Source organism: Occallatibacter riparius (assembly GCF_025264625.1).
GTDB classification, from domain to species: Bacteria; Acidobacteriota; Terriglobia; order Terriglobales; family Acidobacteriaceae; genus Telmatobacter; species Telmatobacter riparius.
The window spans coordinates 2,319,474-2,337,294 of record NZ_CP093313.1 but is presented as its reverse complement, the minus strand read 5'-3'; the positions used below and the strand labels follow the sequence as shown (position 1 = coordinate 2,337,294).

Below are 17,821 nucleotides of genomic sequence, written 5' to 3'. Positions count from 1 at the left end.
CCCATTTGCCCTACTTTCCAATTCCCTCCACGCGACCTTCAATACCGACGCGCGCAGGCGAGTGGTGAGGCGCGGAGCGGAGGTACTGCTCCGGCCAGCTTGCGGGTTCCGTCATAGCCGCGGCCGCGTGCACGGCGAAGTAAGGATCGCGCAGCATCTCGCGCGCTAGCAGTACCAGGTCGGCTTCGCCATTGGCGATGATGTCGTTGGCCTGCACCGGCTCTGTAATCAGGCCCACTGCGGCTGTGGCGACGCCCGCCTCACGCTTGATGCGCGCGGCAAACGGGACCTGGTATCCCGGCGCCACTGGGATCTTCGCGCTGGGTAGATTGCCGCCCGACGAGCAGTCAACCAGGTCCACGCCGCGCTCCTTGAGCATGCGAGCGACTTCGACGGATTCATCGATCGTCCAGCCGCCTTCGACCCAGTCGCTGGCTGAGATGCGCACGAACAGGGGCAGTTCGAGCGGCCATGCCTCGCGAACGGCATCGGTGACTTCGAGAAGGAGCCTTGCGCGGTTTTCAAGGCTGCCGCCGTACTGGTCAGTGCGATGGTTCGATAGCGGCGAAAGGAATTCGTGCAGCAGGTAGCCGTGGGCAGCGTGAATCTCCACCACATCAAAACCAGCGCGGTGGGCACGTTTGGCCGCGCCGCGGAACGCGGCGACAATAGCCTCGATGCCCGCCTGATCGAGTTCCTGCGGAACCGCGTATTTGTCGCTGAAGGCGATAGCGCTCGGCGCGACGGGGGTCCACCCGCCTTCGGCTAGAGGCACCAGATGCTCGCCATGCCACGGTGCCGACATGCTGGCTTTGCGGCCGGCATGCGCAAGCTGAATGCCGGCACGCGCGCCCTGCGAGTGCAGAAACGCGGCAATGCACTCCAGCTTGGCAATGTGCTCGTCCTTCCAGATGCCGAGGTCGGATGGGGTGATGCGGCCTTCCGGCACAACGGCTGAAGCCTCCAGTATCACCAGTCCCGCCCCGCCGACCGCGCGGCTGCCCAGGTGGACGAGATGCCAGTCAGTCGCGAACCCGTCGACCGACGAGTACTGGCACATGGGCGACACACCAATGCGGTTGGGGAACGTGACGGAGCGCAGGTCGAAGGACGAAAAGAGCGGATGCATCGAGTCGAAAGCCTCCACCGCAAATCAGCGGTCTTTCCCTAGATGAAAAAGCATGCCGCTCCGATGCATGCATTCCGGCAGTATGCCGCGGGCCGCCTTCAGCGTCTCTGTTATTGTGGACCCGTCGCCACGCAATCCGAATGAAGCACGCTCGAACCCGAACACGCCGAGGCTCCCACATGAAATGCCTTACCACTGCACTCCTCCTTGCCGCCGTCTCTGCTCTCGCCGCACAGGAAAAACCTACTCCGCCCAAACCGACCACCGCGGCCGAGGCCCCGACTCGTGACACCAGCTACATCGACGAAAACGGCACTGCCCACGTGACGCGGGTTGTGCCGGTTCCCGAGGATCTGAGCCCGCAGGCGAAAGCCTCACTGAGCCGCCGCGAGCCCGACCAGGGACCGCCGCAGTCGCTCGCCGAACGGCGCAAGATGACGGATGCCTACACCGCGGGCGCCAAGGTGGAGTGGACGAAGATCTGCCCAAACACGCTGACCGACCGCTCGATCGCGGGCGTGCCGGTGCATGTGGTTGTACCGGACGGAATGCCGGATGAGAACAAAGACAAGGTGCTGCTAAACCTGCATGGCGGCGGCTTCAACTCCGACTCGGGCTCCTATACCGAATCGATTCCCATTGCCAGCTTCGCAAAGATGAAGGTGGTGGCTGTGCTCTACCGCCTCGCGCCGGAGTATCCGTTTCCCGCTGCGGTGGACGATTCCATCGCCGTCTACAAGGAACTGCTGAAGAGCTACAAGGCAAAGAACATCGTGATCTACGGAACTTCGGCAGGCGCCATCCTGACCGGCGAAGTCGCGGTGAAGATAAAGCAGCTCGGTATGCCGATGCCAGCGGCGCTGGGCATCTTCAGCGGCATGGGAGATTTTGGGCGCGCAGGCGATTCGATTTCAATGTATGCGCTGCGCGGCCTGTCTGGGCATCTCGATCCGCCGCAGCCCGGCGCGCATGATCCGTTCTATGTGGCGTCAACGGATGTGAAGGATCCGGTGCTGTCGCCGATCTACGCGGACCTGCATGGCCTTCCCCCAACGCTCTTCGTCACCAGCGGCCGCGACCTGCTGCTCAGTGGCACGGCAAACCTGCACCGCGCGTTTCTGCACGCCGGCGTGGATGCGCAGCTGATCGTGTTCGACGCACTGCCCCACGCCTTCTGGTACGACCCCAAGATGCCGGAGGCGCTGGAGGCGAACCACATGATGGCCGATTTCTTTGTGAAACAGCTTAAAAGCAAGGATTAGCCTTAGAAAGGCCTCACCGCAAACACAAGAGCCGACCACTCATCGCGAATGGCCGGCTCTTGTTTACTATTCCCTACTCCCTATTCCCTACTCCCTGCCTTTTCACCACACCCGGCACATGTTGTCGGGCATCATCGGCTGGCCCTGCTTGCAGTTGAATGCCTGGCCGAACTCCGGCATGTTGCGAACCACGCCGTTCACCCGGAACTCCTGCGGCGAGTGCGGATCGGTCTGCACCTGCATGCGCGCGCGCTGTGGACGAAGCTCGCCGCACCAGTTCTGGCCGAACGCGATGAAGAACTGCTGCTGCGGAGTGTAGCCGTCCTTCTTCTCGTCCATGTTGAGGCTCTTGCGCTTGGCATCTTCGAGCAGCGCCATGTAGGCAAGGCGGAGGCCACCGTTGTCAGCGGTGTTTTCGCCCAGCGTCAGCTTACCGTTGACATGCACATCGCCGGGAACGGTGAACGCGTTGTACTCCTTGACTTCGCAATCCGCCTTGGCCTCGAACTTCTTCGCGTCCTCGGCAGTCCACCAGTCCTTCAGATTGCCGGCTGCGTCGAACTGGCGGCCTTCATCGTCGAAACCGTGGGTAAGCTCGTGGCCCACCACCGCGCCGATGTGCCCGTAGTTCTCAGCGTCCGTCGCATTGGAGTCCCAGAACGGCGGCTGCAGGATGCCTGCAGGGAAGTTGATGTCGTTCATCGTCGGGCTGTAGTAGGCGTTCACCGTCGGCGGACTCATGCCGAACTCGCCGCGATCAACCGGCTTGCCAATCTTGTTGAGCTGGCGGTGATTCTCGAACTCGATCGCGCGAATCGCATTGCCCAGCGCATCACCCCGCTCAATCTTCAGGCTTGAGTAGTCGCGCCACTTGTCGGGATACCCGATCTTGTTGGCGATGGCGTTCAGCTTCTGCTTGGCTTTGGCCTTGGTGTCGGCGCTCATCCAGTCCAGCGTGTCGAGATCCTTGTCCATCGCAGATTCGATGTCGCGCACCATCTGCTGCGTGGCAGCCTTGCTGCTCGCCGGGAACGCCTGCTTCACATAGACCTCGCCCAGGGCTTCGCCCAGCGCGCCGTCAGTCGCGGCTACGCACCGCTTCCAGCGTGGCTGCTGTTGCTGCTGCCCGCTCAGGGTCTTGCCATAGAAGTTGAAGTGCTCCTGATCGAACTTCTCCGGCAACGCCGTGCTCGGCGTATTGGTGATGAGCTGCCAGCGCAGATAGGTCTTGATCGTCTCCAGATCGGTTGACTCGATCAGCGAGTTCAACGCCTTGAAGAACGGCGGATACGTCACGTTCAGCTTCTCGACGGGAGGCGCGCCCACATCCGACAGGAACTTGTTCCAGTCAATGGCCGGAGTCATCTTCTCGAAATCGGCGACGGAGGTCATGTGATAGATGTTGTTGGGATCGCGCTGTGAGGTGACATCGAGCGAATTCTTCGCCAGTTCCGTCTCGATATCCATCACCTTCTTCGCATCTTCAGCGGCCTTCGCATCCGGCTCGCCAAGCAGCCTGAAGGTATTGGTTACGTGCTCCACGTACTGCTGGCGGAGTTTCTGATCGGCCTCGCCTGTGCGCAGGTAGTAGTCCTTCTCCGGAAGACCGAGCCCGGCCTGGTCGATGGACGCAATCTGCCGCGTGGCATCGCCGAAGTCCTGCTGCTCGCCGAACCCGATGAACGCATTCACATTGATGAGCTGCAGGTGCGCGAGCAGCGGCGCGAGTTGATCCTTGCTCTTGAGCGCGGCAATGCGATCGAGTTCCGGCTGCAGGCCCTTGAGTCCGTTCTGATTGATAGCCGCCACATCCATGCATGAGGCATAGTAGTCGCCAGTCTTCTGCTCGTTGGGCGTGCGGCTTGCTCCGCCTGTCGACGCCTTCTCCAGGATCGAATGCAGAATGCTCTGGTTCTCGTCATAAAGCATGCTCATCGTGCCGAACCCGGAGCGATCCGCCGGAATGGGATGCTGCTTGCTGAAATTTCCGCAAGCGTACTGGAAGAAGTTGGTGCACGGGTCAGCATTCTTGTCGATGAACGAAGGCTCAAGACCGGCGAGCCGCTCCGGCTTCTCCTGGCTTGTGCTCGACGTCTGCGCATGGCCCAAGGCGGTACACACGGCACAGATTGCGAGTGCCGCTGTGAGACTGAATCTTTTCTTCATGTTTTCTGCTCCGATTTCGCGGGAAGGTGCGATGAGTTGACGTAAGAGTGCCTTATTCCTATCAGTTAAACGCACGCGGACCTGAACCGGTTCCCTCGCCTGCCGGCGCGAGGCCACCGTCAGTGTATATCCCTGCCTTCCTGTCGCGCCTTCCGTGCGGCAACCATCTGTTGAGAGTTCGCAACCTGTCTATAGATGCGCCCAATGCAAGCCATCGAAATTCCGCTTGTGCACCCGATTGCAGCTGCGTTCCCCATCCGACGTATCGGGCCCCTCCACCGCAACTTCCGAACCCAGATTACGTTTCAAGCTTGAAAGGAGAGAGCAAGCCATGACTCCCACCTGGTTTGTCGTACCGGCGGCCGCAGTTGTTCTCGGCATCGCCGTTCTGAGTCCCACACCATCTGCGGCCGCGGCCCCAGAGCCCGCGTTCTCAGGCCAGCAGTATGGCTGGGATGTTCCCCCACAGGAGTTCAACGACGTGCAGCGCCGCGGATTTCACGATGGTATAGAAGGCGCGCACAAAGACTACGGCAACGGCCGCCGTCCGAACGTGAATAACCGCGAAGAGTATCGCGACCCTGACGACATGCCGCGGGACATCCCCCCCGAGATGCGCGAAGCCTACCGGCATGCGTTCCGCCGCGGTTACGCTGTCGCCGCTTCGCATCTGTGGGGCGCGCAGGCACCGCAGGGCTACCCGCCTCCGGGAGCCTATGCACCGCAGCAGAACTGGGACTGGGGCATGCGGGGGCTCCAGAACGATGCAGCCCGCCGCGGTTTCCACGAAGGCACCGAACGTGCGCGCGACGACTTCCAGTACCATCGCCGGCCAGACCCTGATGACAATTCCGAGTACCGCAATCCGCCCGTCCCGCCTGAGTTGGTAGACGAGTTCCGAAGCGGATTTATGCGCGGATACGAGGTTGCCATGTCGCAGCTTTCAGGCGAACAGACATGGCAATTCCAAGGCGATCCAAACAGCTGGCGGGCCCCCGGCCGCTTCTCTGACGTCCAGCGCCGTGGATTCCATGACGGTATGGAAGGCGCACAGAAGGACCGCGGCAACGGTCGTCCACCCGACCCCAACAATCGCGATGAATATCGCCACCCGCATATGCCTCCCGAGTTGGCAGGCGAATATCGCGAGGGCTTCCGTCGTGGCTATGAGATGGCAGCCGCGCGGCTTTGGGGCGGAATGTAGCACTGCGACATAAAGCACAATGCCCAGGGAAGCCGGCCGATTTGGCCATGCATCCCTGGGCATTTTTCTGCTCTTCAGGCTTGCTGCGGTTTCTCCAGCGAAGCCCTTACCTTCTGCATGATCCCCAGATAATAGGCAAGATTGTGAATCGTATTCAGCGTAGCTGACAACGCTTCGCCCGCCTGCATCAGGTGGCGCAGATATGCGCGCGTGTAGCGGCGGCACACCATGCAGTCGCAGTTGGGATCTGGCGGTCCCTGGTCTTCTGCGAATTTCTTGTTCTTGATTGTCAGCCGGCCTTCGCTGGTGAACAGCAACCCGTGCCGCGCGGCACGGGTGGGCAGCACGCAATCCATCATGTCCACGCCCATGCGCGCGTACTGCTCGATCTCGTCGGGGTAGCCCACGCCCATCACGTATCGCGGCTTGTCCTTAGGCAGCATGGGCAGCACTTCCGCGATCATCTCAAGCGTGAGATCGCGCGGTTCGCCTACGCTAAGGCCGCCGATCGCGTATCCGTCGAAGTCCATCTCCATCAACTGCTCGGCGCTTTGTTTGCGCAGGTCGCGATACATGCCACCCTGCACAATGCCAAAGAGCGACTGGCTGCGGCCCGCGAAATCAGCGGCCCACGGAACCTCGTGCTGATGCGCGCGAAAGTGATCAAGTGAACGGCGCGCCCACGCCATCGTCAGCCGCAGGCTCTCTTCGGCGCGCGCTCGATCGGCGGGATACTCCGTGCACTCATCGAAGGCCATGGCAATATCTGCGCCCAGCGCAATCTGCACGTCCATCGAGTGCTCAGGAGTAAAGAAATGCGAACTTCCGTCGAGATGCGAGCGGAACTTCACGCCCTCGTCCGTCACCTTGCGCAATTCGCTGAGAGAAAAAACCTGAAATCCGCCTGAGTCCGTCAGCATGGCGCGCGGCCAACTGATGAACTTGTGCAGGCCGCCCATGCGGCGGATTGCCTCATGCCCCGGGCGCAGATAAAGGTGATAGGTGTTCCCCAGGATGATTTGCGCGCCCAGCGATTCGAGCGTGTCCTGCGGAACAGCCTTTACCGTGCCCGCTGTGCCGACCGGCATGAACACCGGCGTTTCGACTGTCTGGTGGGGAAGATGTAGTTGTGCGCGGCGTCCGCCGGCGTCAATGGTGTGAAGAAGATCGAGAGCAAGTGCCACTTTACGATTCTACCGGGATGAGCCGATGACATCCCGGTTGAGAATCGTAACTCAGTGCCGCTTTAGCGCACGCGATTGTTGTGCTTGTCGCGATAGATATTGCGCGATACATGATTCTGCTGCCGGTTCAGGACGGTCCGGTCGTGCTGCGTCAAATGTCCGCCGTCCGCGCGGCGCATGGCATGCTCTTCGCGATTGATGCCGCGTTCCTGCCGTTCCACGTGAGCCGTTTCGCGAGGCGTCAGTTGACCAGAGCGAACGCCCTGGGCGATGCGATCCTGCTGATTCACTTTTCTCTGGTTGATCTCACGGCTGGATTGGGCATTCATCAGCGCCGGTGTTACAAGCAGGGCCGCCGCCATCGCGATAGTCGTCAGTTTCATCGTGTCTCTCCTCGGGTGGCGGCCTGTGCTATGCAGCCACTCTGTTCGGATCAGACACGGCGCGCGGAAATAGTTGCGGAGAGCAGAAGTTGCGCAGAACGAGGCACGCTACTTCCGCTCGTGCCCCAGCCGAATGTTCACGCCCGCCCGCGCCACACGCGATCGCGCCAGCGTCGTCGTCGGAGTCTTCGCCACTTCGATGTTCCGATCGAACAGGTTCTCGCCCGCGGCGAAAACCTCCAGCCACCTGCCGAACTCGTGCGAGCCGTACGCATCCATGCGGAAGTATCCGTGCAGCATGAACGTGTTCGCGTCGTTGTCATACTGCCGTCCGCTCAAGCGGCTCTGCAGGCTCAATGTTCCGAGCCGCGGCTGAGACGCCCGCAGGTTCACCGTGGCCATATTGTGAGGCACATTGGGAATCCAGTTGCCCACATCCTGCGGCCCCTTCGTCACCGTGGCGTGCGCGTACTGATAGCCACCATCTACCGCGAGCCAGCGCAGCGGAGCCAACTCCGCATCGATCGACACGCCGCGGCTTTCAATCTGGCCGAGATTCTCTCGCTGCAGCAGAATCGGCGAGGAGTTCGGATTCACCGTCACTGCCGAGATGGGCCGGTTGATCTGGGTGTCGAACCAGCTTGTCCGCACCGTACCCCATTCGCGCTGCGTGGCAACGCCAACTTCCCAGCCCGTTGCACGCTCGCTTTGCAGCGATGGATTCGCCTTCGTAAGCTGATTGCCGACCTGCGTTGAGCGATACAGCTCACTCGGGGTAGGCGCGCGGAATGCGCGGAAACCCGATGCCGATACTGCCCAGTGTTCGCCAATTTTGCGCGTCACGCCCAGCCTTGGGTCGAACACCGTCTCGCTGAAGCTCGGCGGCTGCTTCGGAGCCGGCGTCCAGCCGCTGCCGGTCTGCACCAGTTGCTCCACATCGTAGTTCTGGAACCAATCCACCCGCGCCGAGCCCACTACCGTCCATCCGTTGCGCACCCACATCAGTTCCCCGTAGAGAGCGGGGTCCCGCTGGTGCACATCCACCTTTACCACTGAACCCGTGGCCAGAGTCTGCTCCTCATCCCACACACGCACGTCGTGCACATCGCTGCCCGCGAGCAGCAGCAATCCCGCGCCCAGCGGCTGCGTCCAGTGCGCCGATGCGCCAATCTCGTTGTCGGGAATATTCGAGATCTTCGTCGGCTTCTCACCGCAGCGATACGAGCAGTCGGGATTCTCCGCAGTCGGCTCATTGGAGATGGATGAGAACGTCTGGTAGTAGCGCTCCGTAGAGCCGTAGCCGCGCACCACAAGCGTGCCCTGGCGCGGCCCGTTCCAGTCGCCGCCCAGAGCGTAACGCCACAGGCGCGTGTGGTTGATCTGGTAGGGAGTGCCGTTGTGACGATCTTCATCGAAGCCGCCCGCGCGCGCGAACAACCGCAGAGGCCCTTTCGCGTGCTCCACCAGGGCCAGCCCCGTCCGCGCGTGCACATTCGAGTTCACATCAACGGGCCCACGCTGCCACGGAGCCTCCTGGATGTAGCCATCGGTGCCCACCAGCGTACCGGCAAACTCCGCGCCCCAGGGGCCGCGCCGCCCCTGCGCAAGCATGCTCTGCGCGTAAGTATTCTGTCCGCCATAGCTCGACCGCACCTCGAGCGCATTCGTCTTGGGCTCTGCGACATGGAAGCTCACCACGCCGCCGATCGCACTCGATCCATACAAGTCGCTGGCGCCGCCACGCAGCAGTTCCACCTGGCTGAGCGCAAGCTCCGGCTGCTCCTCCCAATGGATCCATCCGCCCACAGGATCATTGAGCGGAACGTCGTCTTCAGTCACCAGCGTGCGGCTGGCAGACGTAGATCCCAGACCGCGCAGGCTGATGCCCTGCGACGACGGATTCGCCACCAGCGAGCTCGACCGCCGGAACAGCTCGACGCCCGGCAACTGGCGCAGCTTGTCGTCCATCGTCACGGTTGCCGTGCTCTGCAACTCCGCTTGCGCAAGCTGCCGCGTAATGGCCGGGCTCTCCAGTTCTCCCATCGGAGCACGGTAGGCCGTCACCGTGACCTGCTCCGTAGCACCGGCAGGATCAAGCTGCACCGTCATCGTGTGCGCTGCGTTCGCCGGCATGTCCTCTGCGATTACTTCGGAGGCAGCGCTAAACCCGGAAGCCTTGACGATGAATCTGCAGGGCGTCTTGCAATCAAAAACCGCGCCCCCTTGCGCATCGCTGGTGCCCAGCCTGCGGCCGGAACCATCCTCAACTTGCGCGCCCGCAACCGCCGCGCCGAAACGATCTTCAATCGTCAGCGTGACGCGCATCTGCGCGCGCGCCGATGTCGCCGCTACCGCCAGCACGCCACTGATCACTATGGAGAGGAAGGACCGCATTGCGCGTCTTATCACTTGTCAAACGCTGCAGTAATTCTTTCACGCTTTTGCCCTGCGTGACGATCACCAGGTCCGGCGCAATCTCCGCGAGCGGCGCCAGCACAAATGCGCGTTCGGCAATACGAGGGTGTGGAAGCTCGAGTCCACTCTCATGCACCACCTCGTCGCCAAGCAGCAGCAGATCCAGGTCGAGCGTGCGCGGCCCGTCCTTGATTCCGGCCGACCGGTCGCGTCCGAATGCGCGCTCAATGCACAGCAGCGACTCAAGCACCTGCCGCGCGCTCAATCCCGTCTCAATCGCCACCACCGCATTCACAAAGCGCGGCTGATCGGCATACCCCACCGGCTCCGTCGAATACAACGACGAAGCGGCGACGATCCGGCCCAGCGACCCAAGCCGCTGCACGGCCGCGACCAGCGTCGCCTCCGCTGGCCCCGCCGTGCTGGGAATATTCCCGCCCATGCCGATGTAAGCGATCTGCATACACCTACAGCCTAGCCTGCCCACCTTCGAGCCCGCTCCTGCCTGTTGAGATGCGTTGTACCCAATTCTGCTAGCATCGGACTTCGGAGACCTTACCTATGGATTCCCTCGCAAACGCCGGCCTCGGCGCCCGGCGCAATGAAGATATCGCCCTCGACCTGTTGAAGTTCGTTGCCAGCGTAACCAACACCGGCCGTCCCACCGCTCCCTCCACCGGCTTCACTGCAAGTGCAGCGCCCAAGCCTGAAGAGCACGTCACCGAATTGCTCGCCCTCTACGGCCGCTGCCTCAAAGCAGTCGAAGGCAAAGGGGCGGAGAAATAGACTCACGCTCTCAGTTGCGTGTCGCGGTCGCGGGCACCGGGGCCTTCGGGCGCAACCATCTTCGTGTCTACCGCGAGCTGCAGCAGGCCGATGCAGGCGTTGAGTTGGCCGCAGCCGTCGAGCCCGACCCAGGCCGCGCCGCTGGGGTCGAAGCGCAGTACAGCATCCCAGTCTTCGCCACCGTCGAAGAGCTCCTCAAGAGCGGTCCGCGGATCGATGCCGCGTCGGTCGCCGTGCCCACCATTCATCACCACGCCGTAGCCGCGCAGTTGCTCGATGCGGGTCTCGATGTGCTGGTTGAAAAACCCATCTGCGCTACCCTCTCCGAGGCCGACGATCTCGTCGCACGCGCCGAAAAGGCTTCACGCATCCTGCAAGTCGGCCATCTCGAGCGCTTCAATCCAGCCGTTATGGCCGTTCAGCCTCGACTGAAGCGCCCCATGTTTTTCGAGGCGCACCGGCTCAGTGTCTTCACTCCCCGCTCCCTGGATGTCGACGTGGTGCTTGACCTGATGATCCACGACCTCGATATCGTCCTCACCTTCGCCAATTCTCCGGTGCGTGAGGTCCGCGCCGTCGGCCTGCCTATCCTCTCACCCAAGGTCGACATCGCGAACGTGCGCGTCGAATTCGAATCAGGATGCGTGGCGAACTTCACGGCTTCGCGCGTATCCACCGAGCGGGTGCGCAAGCTGCGCTTCTTCGAGCCGCGCCAATACGTCTCCATCGACTACGCTCGCCGCGAACTGCTCGTCATCCGTATCGACGACCAGCCCTCCGCCGAGGTTCCACCCCAGCTTGCCGCCGCGGCCGTTGAGTATCTCGCCACCGGCCGTTTCGATACCGCGATGCTCCAGCAGCTCTTCTTCTCCGGCCAGATTCCCGCTCCGCTGCTTGCGCAATTCGGTGAGGCGAAGGGCGATCCGGAGAAGATTCGTGCCTTCGCCAAGTCTCTCGCTGAGCCGCCCGCTGCATCTGGCCCCGCTCCGGGCTTGTCATTCGCGAAGCCGGAAGTCACGCCCGGCGAACCGCTGCGGCTCGAGATTGAGTCATTCCTCGACTCCGTCCGCACCCGCCGTGAACCCCGCGTCACCGCCCGACAAGGCCGCTCCGCCCTTGCTCTCGCCCTCGAGATCCAGAACACCATGGCCGCGCACGCCCATCGCGCCGGACTCGCCGACTTCTACTTCCCCGCATAGCCCTCGCAAACTCACGCGATCCCCAGCGTCCGATTCACAAAGCCGACGATGTACTTCCACGCCAGGTAATACCCAGCCACCGCGGCTAGGAACACCGGCACGATCAGTGCATACGGCACGAAGCACGCATTAAACCAGTTCACTCCGCTGCCGCCCAGTTCCAGGATGCCCAGCGACGTTGCCAGCACCGCGCCCGCCGGCATCAACAGGAGCGGCAGCAGCGCGCCATGCACGCCGAGAGAAAGATGCGTGCGCACATTCGAGCCCAGGTGGAGCATGTTCCACACACCCCACAGAGCGGGTACCACCGCCATTGGAAAAATCAACCCGCGCTCAATCGGGAAAGGCTCCTGCAGCACCAGCCTCACCACGATGAACACGCACAACAGCACGGGCAATATGAGAGTGGGCACAAATACGCCGGCGAGAAATGCACGAAGGTAAGGATGGGTGTTCATGACAATCTTCCTTTCTGCGGAACGCGCCTCTTCACAGGTCAGCGCCCGCCGCTTCACAGGTAATACAGCAGAACCGGAACAGCAGCAGGGAATGCCACGACCACCAGCGCCACCCCGCCCGCCAGCGCCCAATCGAACCACGGAACGGACTTGAGCCGCACAGAGCCGCCCGCCTCCTGCTGCAACCGGGCCTGCATCTGTCGCCACAAATCGTGCTCGGGTCCAGCATCTTCGCCAACCGGAAGTACCGCCGCCCGCAGCAGCGCGACCACGTCTTCTGTTCCCGGTTCCCTGTTCCCTGTTCCCTGCCTTTCGTTCCCTGTTCCCTGCCTTTTCATGGCTTGATCCCCTTCTGCTCCAACTCGCTTCTCAGCTTCCGCATGGCCCTGAACACGCGCAGCTTCACTGCCGCCACCGTTACCCCCAGCGCATCGGCAATCTCCTTGTGCGGCCGCTCTTCAATCACAGAGAGCACGGCCGCCATCCGTAACTTCGGCGGCAATCTCCGCAGTGCCAGTTCCACCTCGCGCCGGATCTCCCCCGTCACCAGCGGATCGGCCTCGCCGGGCCCGGGCACTCCGGCAAAGAACTCATCCGGCATTGCGTGCTCCGGCCGCTGCCTTCTCAACCAGTCCAACGCTGCATGCGTTGCGATCCGCCTTGCCCAGGGCCCGAACCCCCGTTCCGGCTCAAATCGCGCATGGGCCCGATGAATCCGGAAGAATGTCTCGATGGTCAGGTCTTCGGCTACGCCAACATCGCGAACGATCCGCAGTATCCACCCGTACACTTCCCGCTGATAACCGCGGAATAGCGCCTCGAAGGCCTCTTCGCTTCCGGAGCGGAAATCGAGCAGCAGGGCCTCTTCACCCGCGCCCCTGACGATCTCCGCTGCCGCCATCATCGGATCCTGCGCCTCTTCCAACCGCCCTCGTCTTGTCTTACGTGGAACTGCCCGCAAGGTTACACCGTATCTAGAACCGGCGGGACTCAGACCCGAGCGTCCGCCCGCCGCGGAGGCTGCACTTCCATGCTCCACCTGCTGGTTCTCATCGCCCTCTACTTCCTTCCCACTCTCGTCGCCAACGGCCGTCACCTGCCCGAACGCTCCGGGATCTTCTTCCTCAATCTCTTCCTCGGCTGGACCGGCATCGGCTGGATCATCGCGCTCATCTGGGCCCTCACAGCGCCCTCGCCGTATGCCTACTATGTGTACCCCCCGTATCCACCCCGCCGCTGGTAGAGTGCAGATCTACGATAAAACGATTTTTTAGAGGCGCTGCCAGCTTTTCGCTCCTTGACAGAAGCCATCGCGCGCTTTTAGTTTTGCACCCGGAGAGCGGTAGCGGATTTCTCCGTCGCCAACATGCTTAAGACTTAATACCGCCCGCTCCGGGGGAACTATGAGAAAGATTGCAAGCCTTGCCGTCGCGGCGGCCCTGCTGCTCACCGGCGTTTCCAGTCTCGCCGCGCAGGACGCCGATAAGCCCGGATATCTCGACACCACCCTCACGCCCGAGCAGCGCGCCGCCGACCTGGTCAAGCGCATGACCCTCGAAGAGAAAGCCACGCAGCTCGTCAATCAGGCCCGCGCCATTCCGCGCCTGAAAGTCCCCGCCTACGACTGGTGGAGCGAGTCCCTCCACGGCGTCGCCGTCAAAGACGTCACCGAGTTCCCCGAGCCCGTCGGCCTGGCCTCCACCTTCGACACTGACGCCATCCACCACATGGGCGAGATCATCAGCACTGAAGCCCGCATCAAGCACGTGCAGGCCCTTAAGAAGAACGGCGGTTCCAGCAACATCTTCGAGGGCCTCGACTTCTGGGCGCCCAACATCAACATCTTCCGCGATCCCCGCTGGGGCCGCGGCCAGGAAACCTACGGCGAAGACCCCTTCCTCACCGGCCGCATGGGCGTAGCCTTCGTCACCGGTATGCAAGGCGACGATCCGAAGTACTATCGCGTCATCGCCACCCCCAAGCACTACGCCGTGCACTCCGGCCCTGAGCCCACCCGCCACTTTGCTGACGTCGACGTCAGCAAGCACGACCAGATGGACACTTACCTGCCCGCCTTCCGCGCCGCCATCACCGAGGGCAAGGCCGGCTCCATCATGTGCTCTTACAACTCCATCAACGGCCAGCCGGGCTGCGCCAGCCAGTTCCAGCTCGTCGACCAGCTCCGCAACAAGTGGGGATTCCAGGGCTACGTCGTCTCCGACTGCGGCGCCGTCATCGACATCTTCAACGGCCACCACTACCGCCCCACCCAGGCGCAGGCCTCCGCTATCTCCCTCATCCGCGGCATGGACAACGAATGCGCCGACTTCGGCAAGGTCAGCGACAACCACGATTACAAGCCCTACATCGATGCCGTGCAGCAGGGCTACCTGCCTGAGTCGGACGTCGATACGGCTCTCATCCGCCTCTTCACCGCCCGCATGAAGCTCGGCATGTTCGATCCGCCGGAGACGGTGCCCTACACCAAGATCGACGAGAAGCTGCTCGAAAGCACCGAACACCGCAACTACGCCCGCAAGGTCGCGGAAGAATCCATGGTGCTGCTCAAGAACGACGGAGTGCTTCCGCTCAAGCCCGAGGTGAAGAACATCGCCGTAGTCGGCCCACTCGCCGACCAGACCAAGGTCCTGCTCGGCAACTACAACGGCACGCCCAGCCACATCGTGAGCCTGCTTGATGGCCTCAAGGCCGAATTCCCCAACGCCAAAATCACCTACGCTCCCGGCACGCAGTTCCTTCGCCCTGAAGACACGCTGATGCCCGCAAATCTGCTCACCACGCCCGACGGCAAGCCCGGCCTCAAAGCCGAGTACGGCGAGGGCATGGGCTTCGAGACCAAGCCCAAGCCCATCACCGACCGTGTGGAATCAAACGTCAACCTCACGGAGAGCAGCATCCCGGCCGAGGCCAAGAGCAAGGATTCATTCTCCGTGCAGTGGACCGGTTTCATCACGGCTACGGAAACCGGCGACTACGTCATCGGCATCAACGCCGACGGCTTCGCGGCCGTGCGCGTCAATGACAAGCCGGTCGCGCAGGGCTGGGGCGCCGGCCTCCACACCGGGCGCATTCACCTCATCAAGGGTGAGAAGGCGGCCCTGAGCGTCACCTATGGCCACCAGAAAGAGGGCAAGTTCCTCGCCCGCCTCATCTGGAACAAGTACGACCCCACCCCCTCCCCCGCCGCAGTCGAGGCTGCCCGCAAGGCTGACGTGGTAATCGCCGCCGTCGGCATCACAAGCGATCTCGAAGGCGAAGAGATGCCCGTCAGCGAGCCCGGCTTCCTCGGCGGCGACCGCACGAGCATCGACATGCCTCAGCCCGAAGAAGACCTCGTCCAGGCCGTCGCCAAAGCCGGCAAGCCGCTCGTCGTTGTCCTCATGAACGGCAGCGCCCTCGCCGTCAATTGGGAGAAGGAGCACGCCAACGCCATCCTCGAAGCATGGTACTCCGGGGAAGAGGGCGGCTCGGCTATCGCTGCCACGCTGAGCGGTAAGAACAACCCGGCCGGACGCCTGCCCGTCACCTTCTACACCGGCGTGGACCAGTTGCCGCACTTCGAAGACTATTCGATGTCCAACCGCACCTACCGCTACTTCCACGGCAAGCCGCTTTATCCGTTCGGCTACGGCCTGAGCTACACCACCTTCGCCTACAAGGACCTCACCATCCCCGCCGATCTCAAGGCCGGCGAGCCGCTTTCGGCTGACGTCACCGTCACCAACACCGGCAAACTGGCCGGCGATGAAGTGGCCCAGCTCTACCTCACCTTCCCGAGCGTGCCCGGAGCACCCATCCGCGCCCTGCGCGCCTTCAAGCGCGTCCACCTCGAAGCCGGCGAATCGCAGAAGGTGCACTTCGATCTGAAGCCTCGCGACCTCGGCATGGTATCCGAAGCCGGCGACCCCCTGGTCAGCGCCGGCGAGTACACCGTAACCATCGGCGGCGGCCAGCCCGGCACCGACGCCCCCAACGCCACAGCCAAGCTCAAAATCAACGGCAGCCTCAGCCTGCCGGAGTAATCCACCCCACACCAACAGTGAAGGCGCTCCCGCCCGGGGGCGCCTTTCCTTTTCGCACAGAGCGGAGTCCAAGCTTCGAGAAACCGAGTCCGCGTTCTCTCGTCCTCGTCACCTTAGCAGTTGATCCACACGCGAGCAGGTTTCGGTTGACAACCGCAAATCCATGCTGGATGTTCGCATTTGAACCATCCCCGGGAGGGCCCCATGCTCCGACTGTCTCAGTCAACAGGCACACGCATTCCCCTCATTCTCACAATTGTTTCGTTATGCGCGAGTTTTGCGATAGCACACGCAGAAACTCCGGCTATTCCCGACACGCCCGCCGGTCACACCCTGCAGGCGTTTCTTGACGCATTCAACACAGGCGAGCACGATCGCATCGCCGCCTACGTTAAGCAATACGATCCTAAGAACAATGCCGACGGACTGACTTCATTCAGCAGCCAGACTGGAGGCTTCAATTTCATCTCGGTCGTCGAAAGCACGCCCGGCCGCCTTACTTTCCGCGTACACGGGCGCGGAGACAACATCGATGCCTACGGAGCTCTGCAACTCGCGAGTGTCACGCCGCCGCAGGTTAAGGTGTTAAGCATCCGCGCCATCCCGCCCGGCGCGACCATCGACGACATCCAGCTCGACGAAGCGCTCCGGCAAAAGACGATCGACGCCATCAGCAAACAGCTTACCGATCATTACGTATACGCTGACGTTGCCGCGAAGATGGTTCAGGCCATTCACGACCATCAGCAGCATGGTGATTACAAGTCCATCACCAACGGCAATGACTTCGCCGACGCGCTCAGCCGCGACCTGAAAGCGGTCAGCAACGATAAGCATCTGTTTGTTGGATACGATCCCTTCCGGATGCCCGAGCAGAGCGGCCCGGCGGCAGCTTCACACGAACCAGACCCTGCGGAGAAAGCGCGTTTCCGCACCATGCTCGAGCATCAGAACTGCACATTTTCCAAGGTCGAAATCCTGAACCACAACGTCGGCTACATCAAGTTCGACGCCTTTCCACCACCGGAATTCTGCGGACCCACTGTCGTCGCCGCCATGGGCTTTGTTGCGAACGCAGATGCACTGATCTTCGACCTGCGCGAGAATCATGGAGGCGATCCCAGCATGGTTGAATTCATGGTGTCGTTTCTTTTCGGCGAACCTACCCACATCAACGATCTCGCCGCCCGCGACACCAATGAGACGCACCAGTACTGGACGCTTCCCTGGGTTCCCGGCCAGCGCTTTCTCGACAAGCCGGTCTATGTCCTCACCTCGCACGGAACTTTCTCTGGAGGCGAGGAGTTTACCTTCGACCTGAAAACGCAGAAGCGGGCCACCATCATCGGAGAAGCTACCGGAGGAGGCGCTCATCCGGTGAAAGGCCTGCCTGCTGGAGACCACTTCACCATTGGCGTTCCTTTCGCACGGCCTATTAACCCTGTTACGAAGGGCGATTGGGAAGGGACTGGAATTGAGCCCGACGTGAAAGTAAGCGCGGCCGAAGCCCTGACCACTGCGGAGAAAATGGCTGCCGAGAAACTGGCAAATCCCACCAAGAGCAAATAACGCTCTCGAGCTGTGACCACGTC

The 17,821-nt window shown here is 62.1% G+C and carries 16 protein-coding genes; 7 read left to right on the top strand and 9 right to left on the bottom strand.

Annotation, left to right across the window (positions count from 1 at the left end):
• Positions 1 to 10 precede the first annotated feature (10 nt).
• On the bottom strand, positions 11 to 1,129 hold the full coding sequence (gene namA / locus MOP44_RS09255; protein ID WP_260795755.1) for an NADPH dehydrogenase NamA: 1,119 nt from the start codon (positions 1,127 to 1,129) through the stop codon (positions 11 to 13).
• A gap of 179 nt (positions 1,130 to 1,308) precedes the next feature.
• Here namA and MOP44_RS09250 point away from each other — a divergent pair, with 179 nt between their 5' ends.
• Positions 1,309 to 2,391, top strand: coding sequence for an alpha/beta hydrolase (locus MOP44_RS09250; protein WP_260795754.1), 1,083 nt, complete (start codon positions 1,309 to 1,311; stop codon positions 2,389 to 2,391).
• 102 nt (positions 2,392 to 2,493) lie between these two features.
• On the opposite strand, the gene MOP44_RS09245 is transcribed toward MOP44_RS09250, so the two are convergent.
• Positions 2,494 to 4,557 (bottom strand): M13 family metallopeptidase, encoded by a 2,064-nt coding sequence (locus MOP44_RS09245; protein WP_260795753.1) that lies wholly within the window; start codon positions 4,555 to 4,557, stop codon positions 2,494 to 2,496.
• 331 nt (positions 4,558 to 4,888) lie between these two features.
• On the opposite strand from MOP44_RS09245, the gene MOP44_RS09240 reads away from it, so the two are divergent.
• On the top strand, positions 4,889 to 5,761 hold the full coding sequence (locus MOP44_RS09240) for a hypothetical protein (RefSeq protein ID WP_260795752.1): 873 nt from the start codon (positions 4,889 to 4,891) through the stop codon (positions 5,759 to 5,761).
• A gap of 74 nt (positions 5,762 to 5,835) precedes the next feature.
• On the opposite strand, the gene tgt is transcribed toward MOP44_RS09240, so the two are convergent.
• The 4 genes from tgt to folK all read right to left on the bottom strand — a co-directional run bounded on the left by tgt (position 5,836) and on the right by folK (position 10,206).
• Positions 5,836 to 6,945 (bottom strand): tRNA guanosine(34) transglycosylase Tgt, encoded by a 1,110-nt coding sequence (tgt, locus tag MOP44_RS09235; RefSeq protein WP_260795751.1) that lies wholly within the window; start codon positions 6,943 to 6,945, stop codon positions 5,836 to 5,838.
• Positions 6,946 to 7,007: 62 nt separating this feature from the next.
• Positions 7,008 to 7,328, bottom strand: coding sequence for a hypothetical protein (locus MOP44_RS09230; protein ID WP_260795750.1), 321 nt, complete (start codon positions 7,326 to 7,328; stop codon positions 7,008 to 7,010).
• 108 nt (positions 7,329 to 7,436) lie between these two features.
• Entirely contained in the window at positions 7,437 to 9,722 is a 2,286-nt protein-coding gene (locus MOP44_RS09225) for a TonB-dependent receptor (protein ID WP_260795749.1), read from the bottom strand.
• Positions 9,631 to 10,206: a 2-amino-4-hydroxy-6-hydroxymethyldihydropteridine diphosphokinase gene (folK, locus tag MOP44_RS09220; RefSeq protein WP_260795748.1), complete on the bottom strand. Its 576-nt coding sequence runs from the start codon at positions 10,204 to 10,206 to the stop codon at positions 9,631 to 9,633. Before folK ends, MOP44_RS09225 begins: the two co-directional genes overlap by 92 nt.
• 98 nt (positions 10,207 to 10,304) lie before the next feature.
• On the opposite strand from folK, the gene MOP44_RS09215 reads away from it, so the two are divergent.
• Both MOP44_RS09215 and MOP44_RS09210 read left to right on the top strand, forming a co-directional pair.
• Positions 10,305 to 10,529: a hypothetical protein gene (locus MOP44_RS09215; RefSeq protein WP_260795747.1), complete on the top strand. Its 225-nt coding sequence runs from the start codon at positions 10,305 to 10,307 to the stop codon at positions 10,527 to 10,529.
• Positions 10,530 to 10,543: 14 nt separating this feature from the next.
• Positions 10,544 to 11,728, top strand: coding sequence for a Gfo/Idh/MocA family protein (locus MOP44_RS09210; protein WP_260795746.1), 1,185 nt, complete (start codon positions 10,544 to 10,546; stop codon positions 11,726 to 11,728).
• 11 nt (positions 11,729 to 11,739) lie between these two features.
• Here the strand turns inward: MOP44_RS09210 and MOP44_RS09205 are convergent, their stop codons facing one another.
• From MOP44_RS09205 to MOP44_RS09195, 3 genes are read right to left on the bottom strand one after another with little or no spacing between them, the layout of a single operon-like run.
• Positions 11,740 to 12,186, bottom strand: a complete 447-nt coding sequence (locus tag MOP44_RS09205) for a hypothetical protein (RefSeq protein WP_260795745.1) — start codon at positions 12,184 to 12,186, stop codon at positions 11,740 to 11,742.
• A 53-nt stretch (positions 12,187 to 12,239) separates the two neighbouring features.
• Positions 12,240 to 12,524, bottom strand: coding sequence for a hypothetical protein (locus MOP44_RS09200; protein WP_260795744.1), 285 nt, complete (start codon positions 12,522 to 12,524; stop codon positions 12,240 to 12,242).
• On the bottom strand, positions 12,521 to 13,111 hold the full coding sequence (locus tag MOP44_RS09195) for an RNA polymerase sigma factor (protein ID WP_260795743.1): 591 nt from the start codon (positions 13,109 to 13,111) through the stop codon (positions 12,521 to 12,523). Before MOP44_RS09195 ends, MOP44_RS09200 begins: the two co-directional genes overlap by 4 nt.
• Positions 13,112 to 13,216: 105 nt before the next feature.
• Here MOP44_RS09195 and MOP44_RS09190 point away from each other — a divergent pair, with 105 nt between their 5' ends.
• The 3 genes from MOP44_RS09190 to MOP44_RS09180 all read left to right on the top strand — a co-directional run bounded on the left by MOP44_RS09190 (position 13,217) and on the right by MOP44_RS09180 (position 17,798).
• Positions 13,217 to 13,429 carry a superinfection immunity protein gene (locus tag MOP44_RS09190; protein WP_260795742.1) on the top strand — a complete coding sequence of 71 codons (213 nt, stop codon included), beginning with the start codon at positions 13,217 to 13,219 and terminating at the stop codon, positions 13,427 to 13,429.
• A 160-nt stretch (positions 13,430 to 13,589) separates the two neighbouring features.
• A complete protein-coding gene (locus MOP44_RS09185; protein ID WP_260795741.1) occupies positions 13,590 to 16,229 on the top strand; it encodes a glycoside hydrolase family 3 C-terminal domain-containing protein in 2,640 nt (879 codons plus the stop codon).
• A 204-nt stretch (positions 16,230 to 16,433) separates the two neighbouring features.
• A complete protein-coding gene (locus MOP44_RS09180) occupies positions 16,434 to 17,798 on the top strand; it encodes a S41 family peptidase (protein WP_260795740.1) in 1,365 nt (454 codons plus the stop codon).
• Positions 17,799 to 17,821 lie beyond the last annotated feature (23 nt).

Excerpts from the sequence above, each read along its gene's own strand:
- namA (WP_260795755.1), bottom strand. The coding sequence starts at position 1,129 with ATGCATCCGCTCTTTTCGTCCTTCGACCTGCGCTCCGTCACGTTCCCC.
- MOP44_RS09250 (WP_260795754.1), top strand. The coding sequence starts at position 1,309 with ATGAAATGCCTTACCACTGCACTCCTCCTTGCCGCCGTCTCTGCTCTC.
- MOP44_RS09245 (WP_260795753.1), bottom strand. The coding sequence starts at position 4,557 with ATGAAGAAAAGATTCAGTCTCACAGCGGCACTCGCAATCTGTGCCGTG.
- MOP44_RS09240 (WP_260795752.1), top strand. The coding sequence starts at position 4,889 with ATGACTCCCACCTGGTTTGTCGTACCGGCGGCCGCAGTTGTTCTCGGC.
- MOP44_RS09230 (WP_260795750.1), bottom strand. The coding sequence starts at position 7,328 with ATGAAACTGACGACTATCGCGATGGCGGCGGCCCTGCTTGTAACACCG.
- MOP44_RS09225 (WP_260795749.1), bottom strand. The coding sequence starts at position 9,722 with ATGCGGTCCTTCCTCTCCATAGTGATCAGTGGCGTGCTGGCGGTAGCG.
- folK (WP_260795748.1), bottom strand. The coding sequence starts at position 10,206 with ATGCAGATCGCTTACATCGGCATGGGCGGGAATATTCCCAGCACGGCG.
- MOP44_RS09215 (WP_260795747.1), top strand. The coding sequence starts at position 10,305 with ATGGATTCCCTCGCAAACGCCGGCCTCGGCGCCCGGCGCAATGAAGAT.
- MOP44_RS09205 (WP_260795745.1), bottom strand. The coding sequence starts at position 12,186 with ATGAACACCCATCCTTACCTTCGTGCATTTCTCGCCGGCGTATTTGTG.
- MOP44_RS09200 (WP_260795744.1), bottom strand. The coding sequence starts at position 12,524 with ATGAAAAGGCAGGGAACAGGGAACGAAAGGCAGGGAACAGGGAACAGG.
- MOP44_RS09190 (WP_260795742.1), top strand. The coding sequence starts at position 13,217 with ATGCTCCACCTGCTGGTTCTCATCGCCCTCTACTTCCTTCCCACTCTC.
- MOP44_RS09185 (WP_260795741.1), top strand. The coding sequence starts at position 13,590 with ATGAGAAAGATTGCAAGCCTTGCCGTCGCGGCGGCCCTGCTGCTCACC.
- MOP44_RS09180 (WP_260795740.1), top strand. The coding sequence starts at position 16,434 with ATGCTCCGACTGTCTCAGTCAACAGGCACACGCATTCCCCTCATTCTC.